Here is a 24034-nt window from a genome sequence, read left to right on the forward strand (position 1 = left end):
TTCACGGACTATAGGACAAACCAGATCATGCCGTGCCGCTCCGAAACGACTCGAATTCGCGGTCTGCCTTTGCGGCCAAGTAGAAATCACTCTCGGTCAGTCCGTTGATCTTGTGCGTCCAAATCTCCACTTTGCACTTGCCCCAGGACAGATAGAAATCCGGATGATGTCCCTCGGCCTCGGCCACCGCGCCCACCTTGTTGACGAACGCAAGCGCCTGCGCGAAATCCTTGAAAGTATAGAGCCGCTCGAGATGGCCGTCCGTATTCACAGTCCAGCCGCGGCCGAGTTCCTGAAGAAGCGACTGCGCGCGATCAGCCGGAAGCGGCGGCACACCGCCGCGGCAGGGCACGCACTTTTGGTCTGCTAATCCCATGTATTCTCCTTCCGTGTTTTCTAGGCGTATTCTAAAGGCGGCATCGAGCCCACGGCAACCCGGCAACTCTGTGGCTCTCCCAAAGACCGTCTCCGCGTTTATGAGTCATGCGGGCTAGAACGCCTGCCCGCGCTCAAAAAAGAGGCCCCGATTGATATCGCCGATGCTCACCATCCCGGCCAGTTTGTCTTTGGCCACGACCGGAATCCTCCGGAAGTTCTTCAAGCCCATATAGGACGCGGCTTGCAGGACGGGATCGTGCGGCGCCACGGTGAGCGGCTGCTGGCTCATGATCTCGTCAACTTTGCGGCCCAATACCTCAGTGTAGCCGTCTTCCATTTCGACGAAATCGCGGCTGTGAACATTGTCATGAATGTAGTCGCCGTAGTTCGGATAGAGCTGAAGCAGGACATCCCGAAGCGTCACGACGCCGAGAAGATGGCCGTCATCGTCCGTCACCGGAATGGCGCCGCAACGGCGATTGAGCATCTTGATCACCACGGACCGGATCGTATCGCTTCTCTTTGCCGTCAACACACCGGCGGTCATCACATCATGCACCAGCATGGCAACCTCCTTTCAGGAAGTCAGTGACTCAGTGGCCAAGCTATTCATAGAACGCTATTCACTCTCATCCGGGGCGCCTCCTGTACGAGCCACATCGTCCATTTTGATCTTATCGGGATTGAACTTCATCGCGGCTGTCATCATACGATCCAGCGCGTCATTTAATGACAGGGGCGGAGCGTCCTTGGGGCGGAACCGGACGGGATTCACCCGGGCGACGACGAAGCTTTTCAGATAGGGGCTGGTCAATCCCTTGGCCTTCAACGCCTCGACCTGTTTCACGATCTCATCATCCAGGGCCAGCAGCACACGGGCGCGCTCTTGCCGAATTGGCAGCGCGTCGGACAATGGATCTTTGAGAAACGCCTCCACCCGCTTCAAAACGGGATGATACGCTCCACCGCTGAAGCGAGACCGCGCCTCATAGCAGAGTCCCAATGTAATGAACGACGGTTCCTCGAATTCCAGTGCATAGTGCTCTTCCGTCGATGTATCCAGGCGGGCCAATTCACGATACATCCGGATTACTTCCAGCGACTTTTCTCGAAGATTGTGCGCCTTCTCCGTGTTGAGCGCGAGAATCTGATAGGCAGCAGCCGCCTCCGGCACCACGATCGCGATAATGCTCTTGGCCCCCAACGTCCGCATCGCCGAAAGCCGGTGGTGGCCGTTGGGCGTCCAAAACCGCACTCCATCGTCCGTTTGACTATCACGGACCGCGATGATGGGATCGAGAAAGCGCCCCAGCTTACTGATCACGGCCTCCAGTTTGCGGACGTGCGTGTCCGAGAGATTCCGCTGATACGGAGTCGGTTCAACCAGTGCGATGGGCAGCGCAGCCATCACCAACCAGCGTCCGCCGTACGGCTCCCGATAAACCGAGAGCGCCTTCCCGCCGTGCGCTTCGATCGCGCGATGCAATTCCACCGCCTCGGGTGACGGGGCCGCGGCTTGCAACTCAGCGGCTGTGAGGCCGATGGAGGCGCCGGCTGGTTTTCTCCGCCGCTTGGGTCCTCCAGGCGCTCGAGATTTTTTACTCTTCTTCTCAGGCATACCAAGAATATGGTAGGAGAGTCGGCCCGTAAAAGAAAGCCCTCTCTCATGAGATCATGAACGAGAATCTGCATTCGGATCCGATGCCGCAACCGCGAAAAGACGCTGCACAATCCGGCATCTTACGCATCGGCCATCGTGGAGCGGCCGGCTACGCGCCTGAAAATACGCTCGCCGGCATCTGGAAGGCACGGTCCCTCCACATCGATATGGTGGAACTCGATCTCCGAGAGACCGGCGACGGTCATCTCGTCCTGCTCCACGATGAAACGGTGGACCGAACGACCGATAAAACGGGACGCCTCGATCAGTTCTCCCTTGAACAGGCGCAACGGTTGAATGCCGGACATTGGCAGTGCATTCCGACGCTCGAGGAAGCGCTCGACGCGGCGGGCCATGAATTGGGCCTGATCCTTGAGCTCAAGGTTGAGGGAATTGGAACGGAAGCGCGCGCGGTCGTCGTCCGGAGCGGATTTGCCGGAACAGTGCTTTACGCCTCGTTCTTGTTCGATGAATTCATGCGCATCCGCGCGGCTGATCCCCGAGCGCAGATCATGCCATTGTTAGGAGAATGCCTTCCTGCAGATTCCGTCCAGGACGCCCTGGCCCTCAACGCGTCACACGTGGGGCTTTTTTATCAAACCCTGACACCATCCTTGGTGAAGACCTATCACGATCTGGGACTGCGCGTCTTTGCCTATACCGTCAATGATGCCCGCGATATCGAACACACGCGCGATTTACAGGTGGATGGGATTATATCGGACTTTCCGGACCGGATTTGAAACCTCTTGTTGCAATAAGATGCGATTCGACCTGGTGGATTGAGCTATCATCATTCTCTGCGCTTCGACATAGAAAGGCGGAAGACTTAGGGTTAGGATTCTGTCTGAAATAGCACGGGCGACCTTGCACTACGGTGGGAGGTCGCCCGTGGTTGGCGCTTAGGACGCCGGATTCTTATCAGTTATGTCCGCTCGCAGACCCGTTCGAGGGAGAGAGCATCAGGTTTCCCGTCGGGGGAAATGGTCATGGTCCCGGGCAATTGTGTTCCTCGTACCTTTACGCTCCTTCACGTTTCTTGGCTGCTATCCTGTTGGTCTACAGTGCCGTGAGGCACAGCCAGTGAGGAACAAGCGATACGACCGACGAGAAACCGGCCCTCAGCTCGGCGGGCCGTCCTGGTCCGGTGGAGTCAGTTCTTCCATCATTTGATCCCTCCTTCAAGGAGCGATAGGAGACTCAACAGGCGCGCTCTGTTCATAGTCTCACCACGGTGAAAGACGGTTTAGTGGACCACTGGTTCCTCCAATACTCCTATCTCGAAAACCTGTCAACCCTGAAATTCGGCCCTAGAGCCAGTACAAGTGATTACGACGACGGAGGCTCCCGTTAAGAGAGCCTCCGACTGGCGCTTAGCGCGCCTGATCTTTACTTGTCTGTATTGCGGCCTTGAGTTGCATGCCCGTTGGGAGAAAGATAGAACCTGACGTCGGAAATTCACGTCCAGTCGCACTACTTTTTCTCGGAATCGACTTCACCATACAAGAGGCGCGACGCAAGCTCTGGAAGCTGTCTGCATCATGGGTGCCGAGAGGCACGGCCAATGGCTGGTCGGTTACGAGTTCCGATGAAAAGGCCGCTCTTCGCCCGACGGGCGATCAAGGCCAGGTGGCGTAGCATCTTCCATCCTTCCACCCTCCTTTCGTTTCGGAATCGTGAGGAGATCTAGCTGACAGCCGCGCGGTCTGCCCGACCTCCCTCCACCATAAGGAACCTGGTAGGCCGCACTTCCCTATCTACGCTTCCCTCAAAAATCTGTCAACAGGGAGAAAACCCGCGGTGGATGCCGCATTCCAGGCCACGGCAGTTGCACAGCGTGTACGGACCGTTTTGCATTTCGTTATCGTTATTGGCCGCTTTGCGGTCGCTTCTTCATCATATCCCCGAACTGCTTCATCATTTCATCCATGTCGGGCTGCGAAGCGTCGCCCGATTGGCCTTCGGTCACCCGGCTCCGTTCTGCCCGGCGTTTCTTCATCTCCTGCATCATTCGTTGGAATTCTTCACCGCCGCCGCCCGTCGCTCCGCCGGCAGCCTCACGCATCAAAGCCTCTCCATTTATCTTCGTATAATCGGCAGGCATGACGAACAGAGCATCGCCAAGAGACTTCTTCTCGATGGCCGTCGTTTCCGTCCGCGATGATTCCTTGCCGTCGTCGCCATAGTGAATGGTCCGTAATCCGAATCCTCCCTCATTGACCAATTGCTTCACCCACCCCGGTTGGGATGATCGCTGAATCTGTTTAGGATCCAACCAAAATGTGGCGGATCGTCCGAATCCCTTCGCCACACAGATTTCTTGTTCTAATTTTTTCGTGTCCTTGTCCGTGATCCGCCACACTTCGCAGGCATAGCCGGCAATCTTCTCTGACTTGCCGGTTCGCTCCACGACATGTTGCTCAAGAGCCTCCTTCAGATGCTCTTGTGACCGCTCGCCCAACTGATCGATCGACATTTCCATGTACATTTTCTTATCCCCCATTGGAATCTGCATAGTCCGCGCGCGGCCGTCGATGATCATGAAATGCTGCTTCCCTTCGTCGCGCAACGTTTCCATGCGCGCCTTCTCACCTTTGATATACCAGTTCATGGCAGTGGCGCCGTCGAGGCCCGGATGCGTGGTTTTCATATGAACGATGCCTTCGAAATCTCCCGCCATAATCGAGCAGGGCACCACCATGAGCACGAGGCAGCCGAGCAGAACCCCATAGATGATCTTCATGGTTGCGGACTCCGGGTTAGGGTACGTGAAGAAAGCGCGCCAGTGTAGCCTATCCGGGAAGGCGACACCAGGAAGAAATAACCTGGACCGCGTGGGGAGCTTGGATGTGTGCCGGTGTTAGATGATCGTAACGTGTTCGAAGTCTACCCCTTCGGGGGCGGGCGGACTCGCGAGTTTCATAGAATCGAGGGTATGCACCACCAGATCGGCTACCACGAGATTACGATACCATTTGCGATTCGCGGGCACGATGTACCAAGGCGCATCGGCGGTGCTCGTGGCGGAGATCACGGCCTCGAACGCCTTCATATAATCGTCCCATCGCTTGCGTTCTTCAAGATCTCCCTCGCTGAATTTCCATCGCTTCTCGGGGTCACGGATCCGCTCTTCCAGGCGCTCCTTTTGCTCCTCCTTGGAGATATGGAGAAAGAATTTGAGCACCGCGGTGCCGCTCTCACTGAGCAATTGCTCGAATTCGACGATCTGATTGAATCGTCGCTTCACCACTTTGTCTGAGACCCAGCCATGGACGCGTGTAATCAGCACATCCTCATAGTGAGACCGGTTAAAGATCCCGATGTGGCCCTTCGGTGGAACTTCACGATGCACGCGCCACAGAAAATCGCGCGCCCGCTCCTCTTGTGACGGTTCTTTGAATGTTGCGACGTTGCAGCCCTGGGGATTCACTCCGGACATCACATGTTTGATCGTGCCGTCCTTCCCGCTGGTATCCATGCCCTGCAGAACGATTAATAGTGCGCGTTGCCGGCCGGCGTACAGCCGCTCTTGCAATTCTCCCAGCCGGACCGCTAATTTCTCTGTCCGCGCTTTGGCCTTATGCTTTCCGTGCTCATTCTTCTTGCAGGAGCCGGTGTCGTTCGGATCAAAGGCCCCCAGCTTGACTCGGCGTCCGGGTTTGATTCGATACTGGTCCATCCGCTCTCCCTCAGTCCTTCTCTCCTCCGGGTGCGCTTAGAAGATAGCCGAGGAGCGAGGCGATCTCCTCCTGCCGCCGCAGGTAATAGCGAGCCGCTGAAAGGGACCGTCGACCGATCCGTACGGAGACTATGCGTTCGTCCGACAGAGCAAATACGTCTTCGTCCGTATCGTCGTCTCCCACATACAGGGCGGCGGGGCAACGCAGTTGCCGCATCAATTCCACCAGGGCGGATCCTTTATGCGGAGTCCCGGGCGGGATCACATTGACAACCGCCTTTCCAAAAATAAGGCGGGGAGTGGGCACGAGCTGCGCCGCGGCTTTGAGCGCGCGCTCCTTGGCCCGGCGTGGGGACTTGGCCTTCCGATAATGCAGCGTCAGCGAATAAATTTTATCCTCGAGACCGATCCCCGCTGCGGCAAATTCCGCTTGGAATTTTTCCAACTCCTTGATCCACACGCGGCACAGATCATGGGATTGATGCAGCATGCGAGAGGACGCGCAGACGCCTTGCATGCCGTGATTGCCGATCAGGTAGGTCACGACGCCCTCTACCCTCGGACGGAGGTCATCGAGAGCTCGTCCCGACACGACGGCGGTCGGGGCTTTCGCCGTCAATTCCCCCAACGCAAGCCGTACGGACTCGACCATTCGGGCCGCGTGCCGATCGCGGACGATGCGCGCCAATGTGCCGTCAAAATCGAACGCGTAGAGCGTCCGACTGTCGCCCGCAAGGCCGTCCAACGCCCGCTTTCCCGTGGCGCTCAAAAGATATCGCATGAATCGATGTTTTCGTGGAGAGACGCTACTGCGGAAGGCCGGTGGTCTGGCCGACTTGTCTCATGACACGAATTCGTTTGCGCATGCGCGCGGCATCCGTGAGCATCCGCCCCGCCCACCGGTACACATTGAATTCCTGAATCAATCCCCGCATGCTCCGCATGCGCGCTCGTTGTTCAGCCGGCGACATGCTCAGCGCCAGATGCAGAGCGGCCGCGCACTGATCAATGTCGTACGGATTGACGACCAGCGCCTCGGGCAATTCCTGAACGGCGCCGGTAAACTGGCTCAAGATCAGGACGCCTTGCTCATCATCACGCGCGGCGATGAATTCTTTGGCGACGAGGTTCATGCCGTCGTGCAGGCTGCTGACCACGCAGACCTCAGACGCCCGATAATATTCGTAGACATCCGGCGGCTCGTGGTGCCGGACTTTCAAGACGATCGGCTCGTATCCTTCGCGGCCGAATCGCTTGTTGATTCGTTCCGCAAGCGCGTACACCTGATCGTGAAAGTGTTGATACTGATCGATGATGGTCCGGCTCGGCGCCGCGATCTGTATGAACGAGAACTTGCCGATCCACTCGGGCTGTAGCTCGAAGAGGCGCTCGACCGCGAGGAACCGCTCGACGATGCCCTTCGTGTAATCCAATCGATCGACGCCGATCCCGACCAGGCGATCGGGTCCCATGGCATGGCGTTCCCGGATATGCTGGCGGCAATCGGCAATCGGCCGTTGGTTATGGAGCCACCGCGACGGCCATTCGATCGAGATCGGATAGTTCTTCACCGCGGTCAGTTTGCCTCCATAGGAGACGATGGAGGTGTCGCGATCGATGCGGGCCTCCAAAATCCGATCGATGCAGTACATGAAATGATTGCAATGCACTCGCGTGTGAAAGCCTACGATGCTGCTCCCGAGTAATCCTTCAAGAATCTCCTGGCGCCACGGGCAAATCCCGTAGCTCTCGGCGTTCGGCCATGGGATATGCCAGAAAGTGATGATCGTCGCGTTCGGCAATTTCTCCCGCACCATCTTCGGCAATAGCGCCAAGTGATAGTCCTGCACTAAGACCACCGGGTCATCCGTTTTGGCCTCTTCGATGACCGCCTGCGCGAACCGTTCATTGATCGTCACGTAATGTTCCCAGTCCGAGGTGCGAAACATGGGGCGGACATGCGCATTGTGACAGAGCGGCCAGAGTCCCTCATTGGCGAAGCCGTAGTAATAGCCGGCCTCCTCGTCGGGAGTCATCCAGATCCGCCGGATATCATACGAGGGATGATCCGGGGGGACACGGACATGGTCCCGGTCGTCGACGACGTCGCGGTCGGCAGACCCGCTTCCGTGCGCAACCCAGACGCCGGAGCAGGCCCGCATGACGGGTTCAAGCGCGGACACCAGGCCGCTCGCCGGCAACTGCACTTCGATTTTCTGGCCGCGCTTCGTATGGATGTAGGGCTCGCGATTGGACACGATGATGATTTCATCACCGGCCAGATGCTCGTGTAGAATCAATTTCAAGCTGGACGGGCTCCATGTTATCTGGCTCTCGTCGCGCATCCGCCGATCCGCCTCCAACTCGCGAACGAGGTCGTGAAGGTCCTCCGCGACGGGATGCAGCTCGGGGGAGTGAACCTGCCGCCTCAACGCCGGAAGTCCGCCGCGATCTAGCAGGGCGCGGACGCCCGCCACCCACCCTCTCCAACTGATCTGCGCCACCAACACCGTCACGAGCGAGACCACAGCCGCCAGCCCGGCGAAGAGATAGAAGATGTACCACTTGGTATCGGTGCTCCACTGATGCACGAAACTCATATCATGAACGAGCATCAGCCGCCCCAAGGCCCGCCCGTTCGATTGAATGGTCGAGGACATGACATGGAGCGGACCTTGAGCGAAGTTTACGACCTCAGACCTGCCGGGTTGCAGGTGCGCCAGGCTTTCGCACGACAATTGATCGGGGTAGGTCAAGGTTTGATAGACGAGTCGGTCTTGAAGATCACAGAACCCCAGCGCGTAGAGCCGTTCGTCCTGAATGACTTTGTGGAAGTAGGTGAAAATTTTCGAGCGAGACTTCGACGCGACCAGCTCCGCTAGCGGCGCCTCCATGGTGCTGGCCAGCAGCCTGGAACGGCTTTCGAGGTCTCGCGTAAACCACTTGAGTGTCAGCGCGTCCACCAACGGCACCACCGCATAGGCAACGAAGCCCAATACCAGGAGCAACGGCACGACAAAGCGCAGGGAAAGCCGCATGCTAAACTCGCAGTTTCCTCTCCAGCCCGTTCGGTTCAGGCTGAACAGAGACACGTCGTGCTGGTGAATCGGCCATATTCCTCACGTTTCAGGCCGCGCTCATCGGTGTGAGCGCTGAGTTAGATCCTACGGCCGCCGCGGAGACGGATACATATCAAGCCCTATTGGTTCGGTTTAAGTCAAGGACAAGCTGGTGATCATTACTTACTTGGACCGCCACGGAGCGATACGGGATGCCGCGTCTGACAGTTCCTCAGGCGGGCATTGTGTCCATTCGTCCAGTCGTTTTGTCCTTCAACCAGCGCACGCCTCCTGGACACTGCACGCCGCCTATGTCTCGATGACACAAGGAAAATCTTGTTTTTTTGCCGGTCATGACTTTGGTATCGGGCTTGCTTGCTGTTAATCGACTTGCCGTAGTTGCCAGCCACAGCGCGCGGCTACGCAGGATCGAGAGAATACTTTGCGCGGTCTACCACGCACCACCACATAAGAAAAGGAGGATGTTCAATGTCAATGATCGAAAAATCAATCGAAGTCGATGTACCGGTTCGGACCGCCTATAACCAATGGACTCAGTTCGAGGAGTTCCCCAAATTCATGGAAGGCGTTCAAGAGGTGAAACAGTTGGACGATACACACCTGCATTGGAAGGCAACCATCGCTGGCAAGGACAAGCAGTGGAACGCCGTCATTACGGAGCAGCGGCCTGACGATCGGATTGCCTGGAAAAGCGTCGACGGCGCCAAGAATGCCGGCGTCGTGACATTCCATCGCCTGTCGGATAACAAATCCAAGATTATGCTGCAGATGGATTATGAGCCGGAAGGCGCCGTGGAAAATGTGGGAGACGCAGTCGGCGCCGTATCCGCGCGAGTAGCAGGGGATCTCGACCGGTTCAAGGATTTTATTGAATCACGTGGACGAGAGACGGGGGCCTGGAGAGGCGACGTGAAACAACCCAGGATTTGAGTAGACCCGCTGGATTGGGATGGCCGTGGCTCGGCGCCTCGGGATTGCTGATTCCGAGAGCGCCGAGCCGATCTCATGGCTTCGGCCGACTGGCTCGGATCATCCCCGCAGGACCTGATCTCCACCACCCAGCGATGTTTCCGCTCGGACGTTGAATTGAAGACGCCCGGCTTTGTGAAACACCGTGAGGAGGTCTCATTCGGCTTGAGACGGACCGATTCTCCCAGCGAACCCATCCAATTTGTGAGACCGCTGGCAAGAAAGATCTTCGGACTTGAGCTGAGGAATTTCGACCCGTGCATGCAGCTCCCTGTGATTGATCCAGCGGACTTCGTCTCCCGCTGGACCAGAACATTGTCGGGCGACAGCTTCTCCTCCAGCTTGATGTCATGAACCGAAGCTGTTCGACCGGGCTCATGAAGACCGGCGCAGCCACCTGAGTGATTCATCCGAACGCTCTCCTATACGAGGGACGATCAATGCCGGACGGGTGGCATGAAGAGCTACTGGAAAAAGATGGTGCTGAAGCCATCGAGTGCCAATGAGTTCAATACAACACCGGAGGGCTTTATCCGGCGGCCTTAGGAAGAGGGCTTTGTCTAAGAGCCGCCGGATCACACGAAGTGCGGTTGGTGGAGGCGAGGGGAGTTGAACCCCTGTCCGAAGATCGTCAGCGCACCGGTTCTACATGTGTAGCCGAACGTTTTAAATTTGCGACCACCCACGCCCGTCGGCAGGCTTAGAATGGCAGCTAGCCCAGAAAGTTCTCGTCCTCAACCGCTGAGCACCGGTCTTGGACCAGCCCGCTGCATCGCGCCTCTTCACCCCCGCGGGCCTCAGATGAAGAGACGTCCCAGCTTAATTAAGCTGCGAGTGCCAGTTCTTGGTTGGCAGTTGCTGTTTTCCTAAAGGTTTTACGAGACTCTAGGAGCTCGACATGCCCCGATGACCTCAGTATCCCCGTCGAAACCGGTCGCCCCCTTTCATTGAGAATGTTGAAAAAAAGCCTGAACCGACCATGCTCGCGGCCATAGGCCATCAGCTCTTCATAGTTACTCATCATATCGCATCCGTCAAGGGGATGCCAGCGATGGAGCACGGCATCCTGAATGTCGAGAATCCCCCGGCCGCCTGATCAATCAATCACCATTCAACCTTTGTCCTGCCGATGAGAGGACGGTCACGGAAAAGTCGCTTGGGATCCGATTCCAGGTGAAGAATGAAGATCCGGCGATCGCCCCAGATCTCGGCTTTTTCTCTCCGTTTTCGCTTGCAATTGGGATGGTCCGCGGATACATCTAACGCAGTTTCAGGTGGCGCCGTCGAAGGGAATCGGGAATTTCAAGCGGGGAGGGAGCCACCTCTCGACATAATGTGACAGGCAGTGGAGTCTCGCCGGTGTTCTCGATAGGGAAAGGCCGGGGACAGTGTAGGCCAGTCGTTGAGTCCTTGTTTCAAGGGCCGTCGGCTGGCCTTTTTCTTTTGTCTATGAGGGAGATGGCGCAGGCATGGCCTTTCTGGTGCTGATCGCATTGCTGCCCGTGTTGACAGCTTTCATCGTGATGACCGGCGATCGCGCGGATCAAGAACGGAATGCGAGGGCCGGAGCCCTGCCGATCGTAGCCGCCTTCTTCGGTTCCATCGTCACCTTGGTACTGGTGTCCTCGGAAGAGCCGATCACCGTGCGGCTCTACGATCTGGAGGCCGCGAGCAACGTCGCATTTCCCTTCGGATTCTATATCGATCGCCTCAGCGGGGTCATGATGGTTCTCATCACAGGGGTCACCACGCTCATCTATCGCTATTCCACCGGCTATATGTATCAAGATCGAGGCTTTCGCCGTTATCTCGGCATGCTGGCCCTCACGACCTCGGTATTGCTGTGCATGGTGTCCAGCGCCAATCTCGTGATGTTGTTCGTCTTCTGGCAAATGCTGTCGTACCTGCTGTTTCTACTGGCTCACAATCATGGGCACCCCGCGACACTCGCCGGAGCCGTCAACACCTTCACACTCTTGCGGGTCAGCGACGTGGGTTTTCTCGCCGGCATCATCCTGGCCTACTCGCTCTACGGCACGTTCGAGTTTCAAACACTCTTCAGCCGGGCAGCCCAGAACCCGGTCACGCTGTCGCTCTGGCCCGCGCTCGGGTGGGAGATGAGCGGCGTGACGGCCGTCACCCTGCTGATTTTTATCGGCGCGATGGGCAAGTCGGCTCAGTTTCCCATCCATACGTGGCTCCCTCGATCGCTCTACGCGCCGACACCGGTTCACGCGCTTCTGCACGCGGGAATCATCAACGCCGGGGGCTTCTTACTGAACCGCCTCGCCCCGCTGTATGGTCAAAGTTCCACGACATTGCACGTCGTGTTTATCACCGGGATGCTCACGGCCATTCTGGGCGCCACCATGATGCTGACGCAGAACGACATCAAGAAGACGCTCGGATTTTCGACCATCGGCCAGATGGGCTACATGATCATGGAGTGCGGCCTGGGCGCCTTTTCCCTCGCCGTCTTCCACCTCATCGCGCACGGTGTGTTCAAGGCCACGGTCTTCCTAAACTGCGGCAATGTCATCCACAAAGCTCGTCAAGAACCGTCGTTCCCGCAGATTGACCGCGAAGCGGTAGAAGGGAAGCTTTCCAATCTCACCTGGTCCACCGGATTTGTGACGACTCTGTTGTTACCGCTCGTGATCCTATTGGTCACCCATGGAGTCTTGCATATACCCTTGCTTGAATCGCAAGGGACGGTGATCTTCCTGTTCTTTATCTGGGTCACGTCCGCGCAAGCCATTCTCTCCTTGACCCGCATTCGCGCCGTCGCGTCCTGGAAAGTCTCTGCCGCCATGCTCTCGACTCTGCTGCTGGTCGTTTTTACCTACCTCTTCGCGGTGGAGAGCTTCACGCATTTCCTCTATCCCGATCCGACCGAAGTAGCCTCCTACTTCAAGGCCGCCGCGCTTCCCGGCCGGCTCTTCGACAGCCTGGTTGCAGGAACCACAGTGTTGATCGTGCTCAGCTGGTTCTATCTCTACGCCCATGCGCATGGGCGGACCTTCCACATCCCGGCCTCGATCGAGAGCCTCCTGGCTCATCTCTATGTGTTGTTCATGAATCGACTCTACATTGACCTCCTCTATCTCAAGGTGGGACGGATGGTGATCCTGATCGCCCATCGCCTGGAGAAACGGCTTTCATGAAGCAGGCCTGGATGATGGCATGGGCAGCCGTCGCCATTCCCTTCATCGGCGCGGCATTCAGTCTCCTCCTGTGGTCCTCACTCTACAGAACAAAGACCGTGGCATTGTCGGCCACGGCGGCAACTCTGTTCGCCGTGTTGGGGCTGTCATGGATTGCGAATGAGCCGGCTGCCGGCATGCCGTTCATGTGGCTGCTTCCGTTGGCGGCGTTCTTCTCATTGCTTGGGCAGCCAATGCATCGGGACAACCGTACAGCCTGGTTGATGACGTTGATCCTTCTCGGGTCGGGGCTCGGATTCCTGACGGTGCAGGAACCGGTCCGGCACATCCTATTGGCGGCGCTATTCAGCGTGCTGTGCGGCTTGATCTATCGCTATCACCCGGATCGTCGCCAAAATGGCATTCACCCCGATGTCTGGCGAGGACTGGGGAGCTATGTCGTCGGTCTCGTCTCGGCTCTGCTCGCGCTCGTCCTGCCGGCACCGGTATCCTCTGTCGCCGCCTTAATCGCCTGCGCGACACTGTTACCTCTGTTTCCTCTCCACAGCGGTTTCATCGCGGCTCTCACGGGATTGCCGGGCAATCTTCCCGCGTTTCTTGTCCTGCTGTTACCCGCACTGGGATTTCATTCACTCCTTCTTCTGCTCCCGAACCTGACCGCGACGATACTTCACACCGCGACTCTTCTCGCGCTGGCGGGCGCCACCTATGGGTCGCTCCGCGCGCTGATTCAGCGGCGCTCGTTGCCCAGGTTGAGCTACGCCGGTTTGGCATTCTTCTCCATGCTCTGGTGGTACGTTGCGGATACCGGCACTGCCCCATCGCAGGCCCTCGTGTACCTGAGCGCCGTGGGGTTTGCGATGAGCGGGCTCTTGCTGGCGTGGTATTCACTCCGCGCTCGTTATGGAGACATTGATACGCGAGCCCTTGGAGGGCTTGTCTATCCAATGCCTCGGTTCAGCACCCTGCTGGTCTTGTTGGCTCTCGCCGCACTGGGCATGCCGCCCTTCGGCGTGTTTTCGGGGTTTATGGGTATGCTGCTCAATCCCGCATTCACGCCCTCGGGATCATTTGCCGTGATCATGATGGTCTGGTTCTGCGCGTCCTGGTATTTCATGGATTGGATGCAGGAATTGGTCTTCGGCAAGCAGCGATCGGATATACGGCATGAAGACTTGCGCCGGACGGAGCTTGCCTCTCTTTTCATGCTGCTTTTGCTGTTGCTGGTCCTCGGCACCGCCCCCTCTCGATTGTTTCAGGCGGGCGCCGTGATGCCTCCTGCTTCTATCGCAACCCAAAGTGTGACATGGGCTCCTTGAATACGGCGAATACGGCCGAACCGGGTCTCGATCTCGAAGCGCGTCGCATGGCGCTTCGCGCCACGATTCGCCTCGCCAGCGAGGTGATCGCGCAGTATTGGCCCATGCGGACCTTTGTCCACCACAATCCGTTGCATAGCCTCGAGTATCTGCCCTTTGCTGAAACCGTGCGCCGCGGCCGCCGGTTTTTGGATGGCAGCGGGTATCTGCCGGGCGAGGTGTATCGGCGGTACTTGAAGTCCGGCCGAATTCTGATTCGCCATCTCGACGACGCATTGGCGCCGCTGGCACGTGATCAGGATGTGATTCTTGGTCCGTGCCGGATTTCGCACCGCGAAGTGTTGCGCGCCTGCTTGACCCATGGACTTTCCATGTCCGCGGACGAACCGTTCGATCGTCTGATGGAATTCGACCCGAACGAGGAGCAAGTCATCAGTCTGGCCGAGCGCCTGGTTTCATTCGCGTCGCCGACCGTCAAAGAACGGATGGCGACCATGATCCGTGACGACCTGGCTACGCTGGGACGGCACACGACGCTCTCAAGCTGGTGCGATCGGACATTGAGCACGCATATCGTTCACCAGATCAATGACGAACTCATCAAATGGTGCGAGGCCTTTTTGGATGAAGGCCATGCCACGTGGTCGATGCCGAAACGCGATCAGGGCCTGTACGCAATCTGGAAAACATTGGCTGCAAAAGAATGGGCGATCTGCGGCATCGCCGACAGCCATCGAAAGATCGCGGCGCTACCCGAGCATCCCGAGGATACAGTGTTGGACTGCCTCGAAGGCCTGGCCATTCCGGTGGAATACCGGCAGGACTACCTCTCGCTCCAGCTCGCGGCCCTACCGGGTTGGGCCGGATTCATCAAGTGGCGCGCGGAAGAACAACACTATCCTTGGCAACAAGCTTTTCCCGTGGGGTTGGTCAAGTTTCTTGCGATCCGTTTATGGTACGTGCGGGAGCTGGTTCAGAAAACGTGCCGAGAAGAATTACACATCGAGGGGACCTATCGCGCGATCTCCACCTATATGGAACAGCATCCCCACGCCTATTTCATGCGGAAGGAGCGTGCCGCGGCGAGGCTCCCGGCCGTCTATGCCGAACGAGTCGATCGACTGCATGCTCGTTCCCGCGACAGCCGTGGGGAACGTTCAGCACTCGCCCACGAGTGGGAACAACTTACGAGTCGGTACCAGACAGAATGCGGGCCGGGCCGCGAGCGAGCCGCTCAGCGAACCACGGCGCGGCGTCTCTTAGCGCTCGCCCAGTCGCTCGAGATCGTCCCGACGGTTCTCATGGACAGTTCTCTCGCTCAGCTTAAGACGCTCGTGGACTGGATGGACGGCTTTCCACAATCAGACCATGGGCCGGTCTGGCTGAAGGCCTTCGAAGCAGGATATCAAGACCACCTGTTCGACATGCTGTTGCGCGCGCCCGCCAAACCCCAGCCGCCCCTTCCCCTACAACAGCCGCCCGTCCGGCCCCACTCACAATCCGTCTTTTGCATCGATGTACGGTCCGAACCGTTCCGTCGCCATCTGGAATCCACCGGGGCCAACGAAACCTATGGCTTCGCCGGATTCTTCGCCGTCTTCATCCGCTATCGCGCCTGGGGGAAGGAACATGAGACCGAGCAGTTCCCTGTGATCATGCGCTCGAAAAACGAAGTGCGTGAGATTCCTCGCAGTTACTTGGACCACTACCTATCGAAACACCGCTCGCGGGCGAAATTGATCCATGCCGGGCATACCCTCCTGCACGATCTGAAGGAGAATGTCGTCACCCCGTACGTTATGGTGGAATCGCTGGGATGGTTCTATGCTTTTCCCATCGTCGGGAAAACGATCGTGCCCGCCTTGTACAAACGTATGACCGGCTGGATACGGAAGTTGTTCGTCCCACCGATCGCGACCAGCCTTACCGTTGATAAACTCTCTCCTGCCGAGACCGAAGAAATGGTGGCGTCCGAACAACGCGCGCTGATTTGGAAGGCGTTGCGTGATCGGTTCGGTCTCGGCGGAGCGCGGGTCGATGCCGAATTCGTCGAAGCGTTGCGGCGGCGTTCGTTGGACGGGGATGAGCCGGTCGGGCCCTTCTTGAGCGAGGCGGCCAAAACCGCCGATCTGACGCCGGAGCAATTGACGGAGTTTCTCAACGAGCTCCGGGACCATTACCGGATCAATCGCCGGGCGGCGTCCCGCCAAAAAGAGCGAATCACCCGGACCGGGTTTACGCTCGAGGAACAGGTCATCACGGTGGACACGGCATTGCGCATGATGGGGTTGGTCCGGAACTTTGCGCGACTCGTGCTCTTCTGTGCGCACGGGAGCACGACGGAGAACAATCCCTTTGAATCGGCCCTGGATTGCGGCGCCTGCGGCGGGAACGAAGGAAAACCCAACGCGCGGGTACTCGCGGCAATGGCGAACCGGACGCCGGTTCGGGAACGCCTGGCGACGCGCGGCATCGAGATTCCTTCCGATACTCATTTTCTCGCGGGCCAAGTGGACACGACCACCGACGAAGTGCAGCTTTTCGATCTGGAGGACGTACCGCCGACGCATCGGAAGGACATCGGCAGATTGCTCGATGACCTTCGAGAGGCCGCGCAGCTCACGAGCCGTGAACGGTGCACCCGGTTCCCCGAGGTGAAGGAGGCCTTGTCGCCGACGCAGGCCGCATCCTATGTCAGAGAGCGGAGCGCGGACTGGAGTCAGGTGCGGCCGGAATGGGGTTTGTCCGGCAATACCGCCTTTATTATTGGCCGGCGGGAGCTGACGAAGGGCTTAAATTTAGGCGGGCGGGTCTTTCTCCACTCCTATGATTACCGGGAAGACCCGACGGACCGCCTCCTGGAGGTCTTGTTGACCGGCCCGCAGGTGGTGGCTCAGTGGATCAATATGGAACATTATTTCTCGGCCGTGGATAACGACGTCTATGGAAGCGGCAGCAAAATTTATCATAACGTCGTCGGCCGAGTCGGCATCATGTCCGGCCCATGGAGCGATTTACGGCTCGGCTTGGCGTGGCAGACCGTTATGAACGGCGAGATGCCGTATCACGAACCAATGCGTCTGTTGACATTGGTCGAAGCGCCGCGCGCGCGCCTGGAAAAATTGATCGCGCGGCATGAACTCCTCCAGCATTTCTATCACAACGAGTGGGTACACCTGGCGGCGCTGGAACCGGATGGCGGAACCTGGTACAGCTACATGCCGTGGGGTGTCTGGCGCCGGGTCAGAAAAGCTCCATGATCGGCAGACCGCAACCGGCCGCGTCGGGAAGACCTGTTTCAGTCGGAGAAGACCTTTTTCAAGGAGTTGCACCATGGGCGGACTGACATTGCATCCCATGAAAGAAATCCGTGTCATCGTGTCGGGCGACAACCGGCCCTTTGTGACCGACCTGTTGGACAGGGTTCAGGCAACGGGGTATACCATCATCGGCAATGTTTCAGGCAAAGGGCACCATGGCATCCGCGAAGCTCACTTCATGTTCAGCGAACAAGAAAGCTTGGTCATGATCATGACCGTCGTGCCGGAGGAGAAAGTGGAACCCATTCTCGCGGGATTGCGGCCGCTGTTCGATCGGTATTCCGGTGTGATGTTTGTTTCGGATGTCACCGTGAGCCGGCATGAGTATTTCGAAAAGAAGGTGACATGAGCCGGCGCGAAGCAAGCTCATCTTGTCTTCTCTCATGTGATTGTCTAGAATGAGGCCCACTTTCGCGATCGAACGTCCGGAGGATGTGGTGAAGGGTTTACGATTCGAGCGGATTGGAAAAGATCGTCATTACAATATCATTTTCCACATCGGCAGCACCTATATCCCGGTCAGCGACGAGACCCTTGAGCAGCTCAAGCGCAGCAGCCTGTTGCCTGCCGATCGCTTCCTCGATGTGCTGATCGATAAGATCGGCTATTCCTCCTATCTCAAGGACCAGATCCGCACGGAACTCGAAGCCGCCGGCGATCCCACCACGCAGATCACCGTCCTTCAAGGCGCAATCAGGGACCTGTAACCACCTGCTGAAAGCTTCCCTCTAGCTGCGTTCTCGTCGTCTGGCCGCCTCAACGTACGGCTCATAAGTACGACCCGGCGCCCAGACTTCCTGCGGCCTTGCTAGAGAAACCTTTGAGCAGGCTGGAATCAATAGACTAAAGCGTCCCATCCCGATTCTCTATGGATGAGAAAGTTTCGACGCCTCAATTTTTACAGATTCTGACCTTTGATTTGATAGGCTCATTCAATTCATCAATTACAATTCCCCGTCATCATTCGCGCTTGCGCGTCAGTCTCCCACCTGGCCCAATTGGAACAGCTCGTTCATGATCTGATTTTTTCGGTCGGGATCCTTTTCCAGCCGCAGAGCCTTCGAGAAATTCTCGGCCGCCATCTCGCGCTTGCGATTCGAGGCGTAGACCCGTCCGATTCCATAATACGCCCAGGCTTCATCTGGATTGCCCTTCACCGCCCGGTTGAAGGAATCCATGGCTTCCCAGAGTCTGCCCTTGTCGAACGACATCCACCCGATCGCCGTATGGGCCGACGCGAATTCAGCATCGATCGCAATCGCTTCGCGATATTCCCGTAAGGCCATATCCGCGCGCCCGCGCCCTTCGTAGAGGCCGCCTAAGGAAAAATGCAGCGCGGCATCTCGAGGATTCAGCCGGATCGCTTCTTTATAGGCCTGGACGGCCGGTTCCAGTTTGCCTTGTTCGGCCAAGGCGCAGGCGAGATTCGCATGGGCCACGGAGTCGTTTGGGTTCAACTTGATGACTTCGCGGTACTGCGGAATCGCCATTTCCAATCGGCCTTGCTCCTGGTAGGCCACGCCCAGATTCGTGCGAGCCGCGGCAAACGCGGGGTCCAACCGCACCGCTTCACGGTATTCCTTGATCGCCATTTCCAGTCGGTCGGCGCGCTCGTGAATCTGCGCAAGGAAATAATGGGGATACGCGGACTGCGCATCCAAGGCGGCCGCGGTTTTATACGCGTCGATGGACTGCTCGGATTGTCCCGCCTGAGACAGGAAGAGGCCCACGATGAGATGGGCATGGCTGCTTTGCGGATGACGGTCGCGGAACGCGCCAACCCACGTTTTGACCTGTTCGATATCCCCCGCCTCTTCCAACGCCTGCGCATGCATTTTCCAGGCATCGGCAAACTCCCCACGAATGAGATGGACGACATTCAGGACAAAAAAGGGGCGGCTGTCCTTGGCTCTGGTACGCTCCAAGTCCAGTTTCCAGGCTGATGCTTCCTGAAAGGCCGAGCTCCAGTCGCCGGCGACGAAGGCTGATTCAATGCGTTCTTCGAAACGTTCCATGTCAGATGCTTGGACAGGCTAGCGTGTCAGGGTGTCCTGTACATCGGGGGGAGTCGCGTGAATGTGATGGCCCAGCATCGGGTAGTGTTCCGCGAGTTTTTTCTTCATCAGCCACGCCACGGTCCGATAGGACCAGTGGCCTTTAACTCCCGATCGCAGCCTGGCGATGTACTCGGCCTCCGCATAATCCATTTTAAACAGACATCGGACATAAAATCCGAACGGGATCGCATACAGCGCGGCCTCCTGGCTACTCTTTCGCAACTGCTCGATGTCCTGTTTGACGAGGTCCATGGCTTCGCAATAGTCATGCTTCACGCCGGCCTCCTCCAAAAGGGGCGGAATGTCATACCCGTGAGCCGTGGTGAAGTTCTGCTGAACCTGTTGGCATCGCCGATGCCGATGGAGGTCGCGCCATCCTCCGATATCCATCAGCACGTCGAAGATGAATGCGTACCCGCTTCGGAACTCCTTAATAAGGTCATCATACGGACCCCTCGTCCGCATTCCCACCTCGATCGTGTCCTGCTTCTGTTTCTCGGTCCACTCGCGGACCACCGCCAAGATATTCCGATAGGGCGCCTGACTCACCCGATAGAGCAGCGTGGTCACCACTTCGTCCAGCGGATGGTGCGGCTCCATGAGATCCACCGGTTGGGATTGATCCGTCCCAAGGTCCATGCCTCTCAGAACTTCCCTCGCATGGCGCGAGAGGTCGTTGTAGATCTCACTCTGATAGGTGCTGGCCTTGGCGTGGCGCGCCAATGTGGGGGCCAGCGGTTCGCTCAACCCTTTTCCTTTTCCCGATAATTCGCCCCAGAGGTCAAGAGGCGGCCGCCCGCAGGCCTGTTTGAGTTCCTCACCGATCGCGCGGAGTTCTGTCACGGACGACGAGAGAAGCCGCGTGATTTGCTTTTCCAAGGTTCTAATGCTGACAACCTGACCCACGTTCGTCCGGGCCGCCAGCGGCAGGAGATACCGGGTCACATCGAATGTTCGCGCGGCGATCGTGCGGTCGTACGCGGCCTGGGTCATTCCCTCGGGGCGAGGGTCGCGTTCCGCGATGCACCTGGCGAGCGGATCATGGACCGACCGATAGACCGTCGAAAGACTCCTAAGGATTCCGTCATACGTGGCTTCGGTTTCCGTGCCTCGAACCGCATCCGGAACGAACCAATTACTTGATGCGAAATTCTGGTAGCGGCTCGACTTGGCCTGACCATCCCACAATTGCTCATCTTCCAGGCGAATCGCCGCCAGTTCGGAAATGTTCTCAAAACAGACGGTCACATGGCCCAGATCTGCAATAGAGGCATGGCCATAATCGAAATAAAACTGTTCCCAGAATTTTTCCGATGAATGACCGTGTACCCACCCAATGCTCGCTTCAATGGAATCAGGCGAACGACTGTACCGGGCCAACGCATAGGCGGATTTCTCCGGAGGCATCGGCGCGACGGCGATCACGCGGCGGATCTGATTGGTCATGTCCGGCAACCTTGGGAACCGTGATGCGGACTTACATTGTGATAGCAGGAAGAATGCGACGATCGCCCATGCTTCGTATGCCGCGCACTATACCCCCGGCTGGCGACGGAGCGCAAGAAGCAGGGAGGACCATTCACGGCTCACGCCGCGGTCAGCGCCCTGAGCCGCGTTGACTTGCCTGCAAAGTCGTCGTTATAGTCCCGACGCGTTCGAGGCTGAAGTGACGGGGCTTCTGGATGGAAGGCAACACGATCAAAGGCATTAAAGGCGTCAAAGATATTCTGCCGGAAGAGACGGGACGTTGGCATTTTATCGAAGAAGCGGCCCGACGCTGGGCGGCCCGTTATGGATTCCGCGAGATCCGCCTCCCGATTTTCGAGACGACTGCGCTCTTCGCGCGAAGCATCGGCGCCACAACCGATATCGTCGAAAAAGAGATGTACACCTTTCCTGACCGCGACGGCACCTCGCTGACCCTTCGTCCGGAAGGGACCGCTGGCGCTGTTCGGGCCTTTATCGAGCATAATCGCGCCGCCGAACCGATCCCGCAGAAATACTTCTACCTGGGTCCCATGTTTCGACATGAGCGTCCCCAGGCCGGCCGGCTCAGGCAATTTCATCAGTTTGGTGTCGAATCATTCGGCACGTCCGACCCGCGGGCCGACATCGAAGTCGTATCGCTCCTCTGGCGCTTCTTGTCCGACTTGGCTTTGCCCGGCCTCACATTGGAAATCAACAGTCTTGGTTTGGCGGACGACCGCGCAGGCTATATCGCTCAACTGGTGACGTATCTGAAAGAACGGGAATCCCGGCTCTGTGGAAACTGCCGGCGGCGTATCGATACCAATCCCTTACGTGTGCTCGACTGCAAGGTTCCGGATTGCCGGACGGCGACAGAAGACGCTCCGCGTTTGCTCGACCATTTATCACCGCCGGCCCGTGCACACTTCGATCACGTCCTCGCCGGTCTCGACGCTCTCACCATTCCCTATGTGATCAATCCCCGGCTCGTCCGCGGGCTCGATTATTATTGCCTCACGGCGTTTGAGCTGACCTGTTCCTACTTAGGCGCACAAAATGCGGTCGGCGCCGGCGGCCGCTACGACGGACTCGTCGCGGCCCTTGGAGGAACGCCCACCCCAGCCGTCGGTTTCGCGGCTGGACTCGAGCGCATTGCGCTTCTGCTTCCGGAGACCATGCTACCTCGACCAACACTGCGCGTCTACGTCGCGGCTTTTGGAGAAAAAGGCAGTCGCATAGGCCTCACTCTGCTTGATGAACTCAGGCGTGCCGGTATCGAAGCGGACATGGATATGCGTCCGACGACGCTGAAAGCCCATCTCCGCCAAGCCGACCGGCTCGGGGTCACGTATGCCGTCCTTCTCGGCGACGACGAAGCAGAAGGCGGTGCGGTCCTGCTCCGCAACATGATGACAAAATCCCAAGAACAATTTCCCATCGCAGACCTCGCATCCGTCTTAGTCAAACGCCTGAATTCCACGTCATAATTGACACTTTTTGCAGTTGACTTTCCTTGCTGAAATTCGTACGCTTCCCCGTTGCATATTACTAACAATAACATATTGAAAACGCTTATGTTTTTATAATTCTTACCCCTGTGGATTACTATGGAGCATAAGAAGCTGGGCGTCCTCTTATCCACAGGTCCATCGCACCCCGATGCCCAGACCGTCGCCAAGCTCTGCACAGAAGCGCTCACTCAACACCATGACGTGTATCTCTATCTAATCGACGAGGGAGTCCGGAACATTCTCGATCCATTGATTCCGCAGCTCGCCGGAGGCGGCACCAAGATGTTTGTCTGTGCTTATGCCTGCCGGCGACACGGCGTCCCGACCGAAGGGTTGGATCCCCGTATCTCCCTGTGCGGGCTGGCCGTTCTCGCAAATCTCATGAAAGGCTGTGATCGTTTCGTATCGTTTAACTAACGCACTACTGCGCGTCTAAGTTTTATGGCATTCACGACCATTGTTGTCGTCCAAGAAGATCCGAGGAAGTCCCATCGTCCTGTTGAGGCGCTCAGGATCGCTCTCGGCTTGGCCGCGGCCGACCACTCTGTCACAGTCATCCTCTTGGACACGGCACCGATTCTTCTTCGCGAGGATACGGAAGATCTCGTCGATCTTGACATTTTGGAGACGTATCTGCCGTCCTTTAAGCAGCTCGCGATTCCATTTGTCACGAGAATCAGCGATCTCCCTCAGGACACTCAGCCGGGTCTTGTCGTGCAGAAACAGGCCCCAGAGGCGATTCACCAGCTCATTGCGACCGCGGATCACACACTTGTATTCTAAGACCCATTCGGTTATATGCCTGGCCGCAAACTTCTCTATATGCTCCGCCGCCCGCTGACTGCCGGGCAAACCGACGATGTCTTTCTCGGCGGACGACCCTTCGCCCAAGAAACTGACATTTCCGTGGTCTTGTTCGACTCGTCGATCACGGATGACCGGCAGTTTCCAGGCCGCATCTTTTTTCTTCAAGAGGGTGCCGACCCTGGTTTCGGTGGGCGGGGTGTGCAAGGGATCTCGTATGCCGACTTGCTCAAGCTCATATTTGAAGCGGATGCTACGATCGTGGTGTAAAAACTCTCCGCGCTCTTCTTCTGATGTTTTCCCGGTAAGAAGAGAATTAGTAAGCGTAGGAGTGATAGTAGGCGTTGTGAGTAATGGGGATAGAGAGGAATACCGCGAGGAAGCATCGAATGCGGGCCGGTTCACTGTGGACGGGTTAGTGGACCGCTCGTGTGGGAATTGTGGGTATCCGGTTGGTGAAATGAAGGTTCCAGGGCAGCTGTCGGTGCCGGCCTCGATTATCCACATACATAGAAGCAGGAATGTCTCTTTGAATGATGTGAGTCGAGCAGAAGGCGCACTGGGAGCGGTATTTGAGTTATCCACATCTGTTGATAAAGCTGTGAACAGTCATAAGTGATTGAATT

General features: G+C 57.5%; 20 protein-coding genes and 1 other RNA gene. 11 read left to right on the forward strand and 10 right to left on the reverse strand.

Annotated features, from left to right (window positions below):
- Positions 1–25 precede the first annotated feature (25 nt).
- The 3 genes from ACWGXE_RS22105 to ACWGXE_RS22115 all read right to left on the reverse strand — a co-directional run bounded on the left by ACWGXE_RS22105 (position 26) and on the right by ACWGXE_RS22115 (position 1996).
- Positions 26–376, reverse strand: coding sequence for a 4a-hydroxytetrahydrobiopterin dehydratase (locus tag ACWGXE_RS22105; RefSeq protein WP_447600297.1), 351 nt, complete (start codon positions 374–376; stop codon positions 26–28).
- A 114-nt stretch (positions 377–490) separates the two neighbouring features.
- On the reverse strand, positions 491–943 hold the full coding sequence (locus tag ACWGXE_RS22110) for a CBS domain-containing protein (protein WP_447600298.1): 453 nt from the start codon (positions 941–943) through the stop codon (positions 491–493).
- A gap of 54 nt (positions 944–997) precedes the next feature.
- Complete coding sequence (locus ACWGXE_RS22115; protein ID WP_447600299.1) at positions 998–1996, reverse strand: chromosome partitioning protein ParB; 999 nt, start codon at positions 1994–1996, stop codon at positions 998–1000.
- 56 nt (positions 1997–2052) lie between these two features.
- Here ACWGXE_RS22115 and ACWGXE_RS22120 point away from each other — a divergent pair, with 56 nt between their 5' ends.
- Complete coding sequence (locus tag ACWGXE_RS22120; RefSeq protein ID WP_447600300.1) at positions 2053–2781, forward strand: glycerophosphodiester phosphodiesterase; 729 nt, start codon at positions 2053–2055, stop codon at positions 2779–2781.
- A 1124-nt stretch (positions 2782–3905) separates the two neighbouring features.
- Here the strand turns inward: ACWGXE_RS22120 and ACWGXE_RS22125 are convergent.
- From ACWGXE_RS22125 to ACWGXE_RS22140, 4 genes are all read right to left on the reverse strand, one after another.
- Positions 3906–4781, reverse strand: a complete 876-nt coding sequence (locus tag ACWGXE_RS22125) for a DUF4412 domain-containing protein (protein WP_447600301.1) — start codon at positions 4779–4781, stop codon at positions 3906–3908.
- A gap of 117 nt (positions 4782–4898) precedes the next feature.
- Positions 4899–5717 (reverse strand): polyphosphate kinase 2 family protein, encoded by an 819-nt coding sequence (locus tag ACWGXE_RS22130; protein ID WP_447600302.1) that lies wholly within the window; start codon positions 5715–5717, stop codon positions 4899–4901.
- Between the two features lie 10 nt (positions 5718–5727).
- Positions 5728–6498: a trehalose-phosphatase gene (gene otsB / locus ACWGXE_RS22135; protein ID WP_447600303.1), complete on the reverse strand. Its 771-nt coding sequence runs from the start codon at positions 6496–6498 to the stop codon at positions 5728–5730.
- A 25-nt stretch (positions 6499–6523) separates the two neighbouring features.
- Positions 6524–8755 (reverse strand): alpha,alpha-trehalose-phosphate synthase (UDP-forming), encoded by a 2232-nt coding sequence (locus tag ACWGXE_RS22140; RefSeq protein ID WP_447600304.1) that lies wholly within the window; start codon positions 8753–8755, stop codon positions 6524–6526.
- A 510-nt stretch (positions 8756–9265) separates the two neighbouring features.
- On the opposite strand from ACWGXE_RS22140, the gene ACWGXE_RS22145 reads away from it, so the two are divergent.
- Positions 9266–9727 (forward strand): SRPBCC family protein, encoded by a 462-nt coding sequence (locus ACWGXE_RS22145; RefSeq protein WP_447600305.1) that lies wholly within the window; start codon positions 9266–9268, stop codon positions 9725–9727.
- Between the two features lie 630 nt (positions 9728–10357).
- Here ACWGXE_RS22145 and ssrA read toward each other — a convergent pair.
- Positions 10358–10708: a transfer-messenger RNA gene (gene ssrA / locus ACWGXE_RS22150) on the reverse strand.
- Positions 10709–11235: 527 nt separating this feature from the next.
- On the opposite strand from ssrA, the gene ACWGXE_RS22155 reads away from it, so the two are divergent.
- From ACWGXE_RS22155 to ACWGXE_RS22175, 5 genes are all read left to right on the forward strand, one after another.
- Positions 11236–12930, forward strand: coding sequence for an NADH-quinone oxidoreductase subunit 5 family protein (locus ACWGXE_RS22155; protein WP_447600306.1), 1695 nt, complete (start codon positions 11236–11238; stop codon positions 12928–12930).
- The gene (locus ACWGXE_RS22160; protein ID WP_447600307.1) at positions 12927–14249 is read left to right on the forward strand and encodes a hypothetical protein; all 1323 of its coding nucleotides are present in this window, start codon (positions 12927–12929) and stop codon (positions 14247–14249) included. The genes ACWGXE_RS22155 and ACWGXE_RS22160 overlap by 4 nt, the downstream gene beginning before the upstream one ends.
- On the forward strand, positions 14237–17509 hold the full coding sequence (locus ACWGXE_RS22165) for a DUF2309 domain-containing protein (RefSeq protein ID WP_447600308.1): 3273 nt from the start codon (positions 14237–14239) through the stop codon (positions 17507–17509). Before ACWGXE_RS22160 ends, ACWGXE_RS22165 begins: the two co-directional genes overlap by 13 nt.
- A gap of 73 nt (positions 17510–17582) precedes the next feature.
- Positions 17583–17918: a DUF190 domain-containing protein gene (locus ACWGXE_RS22170; RefSeq protein WP_447600309.1), complete on the forward strand. Its 336-nt coding sequence runs from the start codon at positions 17583–17585 to the stop codon at positions 17916–17918.
- A gap of 49 nt (positions 17919–17967) precedes the next feature.
- On the forward strand, positions 17968–18276 hold the full coding sequence (locus tag ACWGXE_RS22175) for a hypothetical protein (protein WP_447600310.1): 309 nt from the start codon (positions 17968–17970) through the stop codon (positions 18274–18276).
- A 270-nt stretch (positions 18277–18546) separates the two neighbouring features.
- On the opposite strand, the gene ACWGXE_RS22180 is transcribed toward ACWGXE_RS22175, so the two are convergent.
- Complete coding sequence (locus ACWGXE_RS22180; RefSeq protein WP_447600311.1) at positions 18547–19584, reverse strand: tetratricopeptide repeat protein; 1038 nt, start codon at positions 19582–19584, stop codon at positions 18547–18549.
- 18 nt (positions 19585–19602) lie between these two features.
- On the reverse strand, positions 19603–21072 hold the full coding sequence (locus ACWGXE_RS22185; RefSeq protein ID WP_447600312.1) for an FAD-dependent thymidylate synthase: 1470 nt from the start codon (positions 21070–21072) through the stop codon (positions 19603–19605).
- Positions 21073–21308: 236 nt separating this feature from the next.
- Here ACWGXE_RS22185 and hisS point away from each other — a divergent pair, with 236 nt between their 5' ends.
- From hisS to ACWGXE_RS22205, 4 genes are all read left to right on the forward strand, one after another.
- Positions 21309–22580, forward strand: a complete 1272-nt coding sequence (gene hisS / locus ACWGXE_RS22190; RefSeq protein WP_447600313.1) for a histidine--tRNA ligase — start codon at positions 21309–21311, stop codon at positions 22578–22580.
- A gap of 120 nt (positions 22581–22700) precedes the next feature.
- Positions 22701–23021 (forward strand): DsrE family protein, encoded by a 321-nt coding sequence (locus ACWGXE_RS22195; RefSeq protein ID WP_447600314.1) that lies wholly within the window; start codon positions 22701–22703, stop codon positions 23019–23021.
- 24 nt (positions 23022–23045) lie between these two features.
- Positions 23046–23387, forward strand: a complete 342-nt coding sequence (locus ACWGXE_RS22200; protein WP_447600315.1) for a hypothetical protein — start codon at positions 23046–23048, stop codon at positions 23385–23387.
- Positions 23388–23402: 15 nt separating this feature from the next.
- On the forward strand, positions 23403–23678 hold the full coding sequence (locus ACWGXE_RS22205) for a hypothetical protein (protein WP_447600316.1): 276 nt from the start codon (positions 23403–23405) through the stop codon (positions 23676–23678).
- Positions 23679–24034 lie beyond the last annotated feature (356 nt).

This window comes from Nitrospira sp. Nam80, assembly GCF_965152575.1.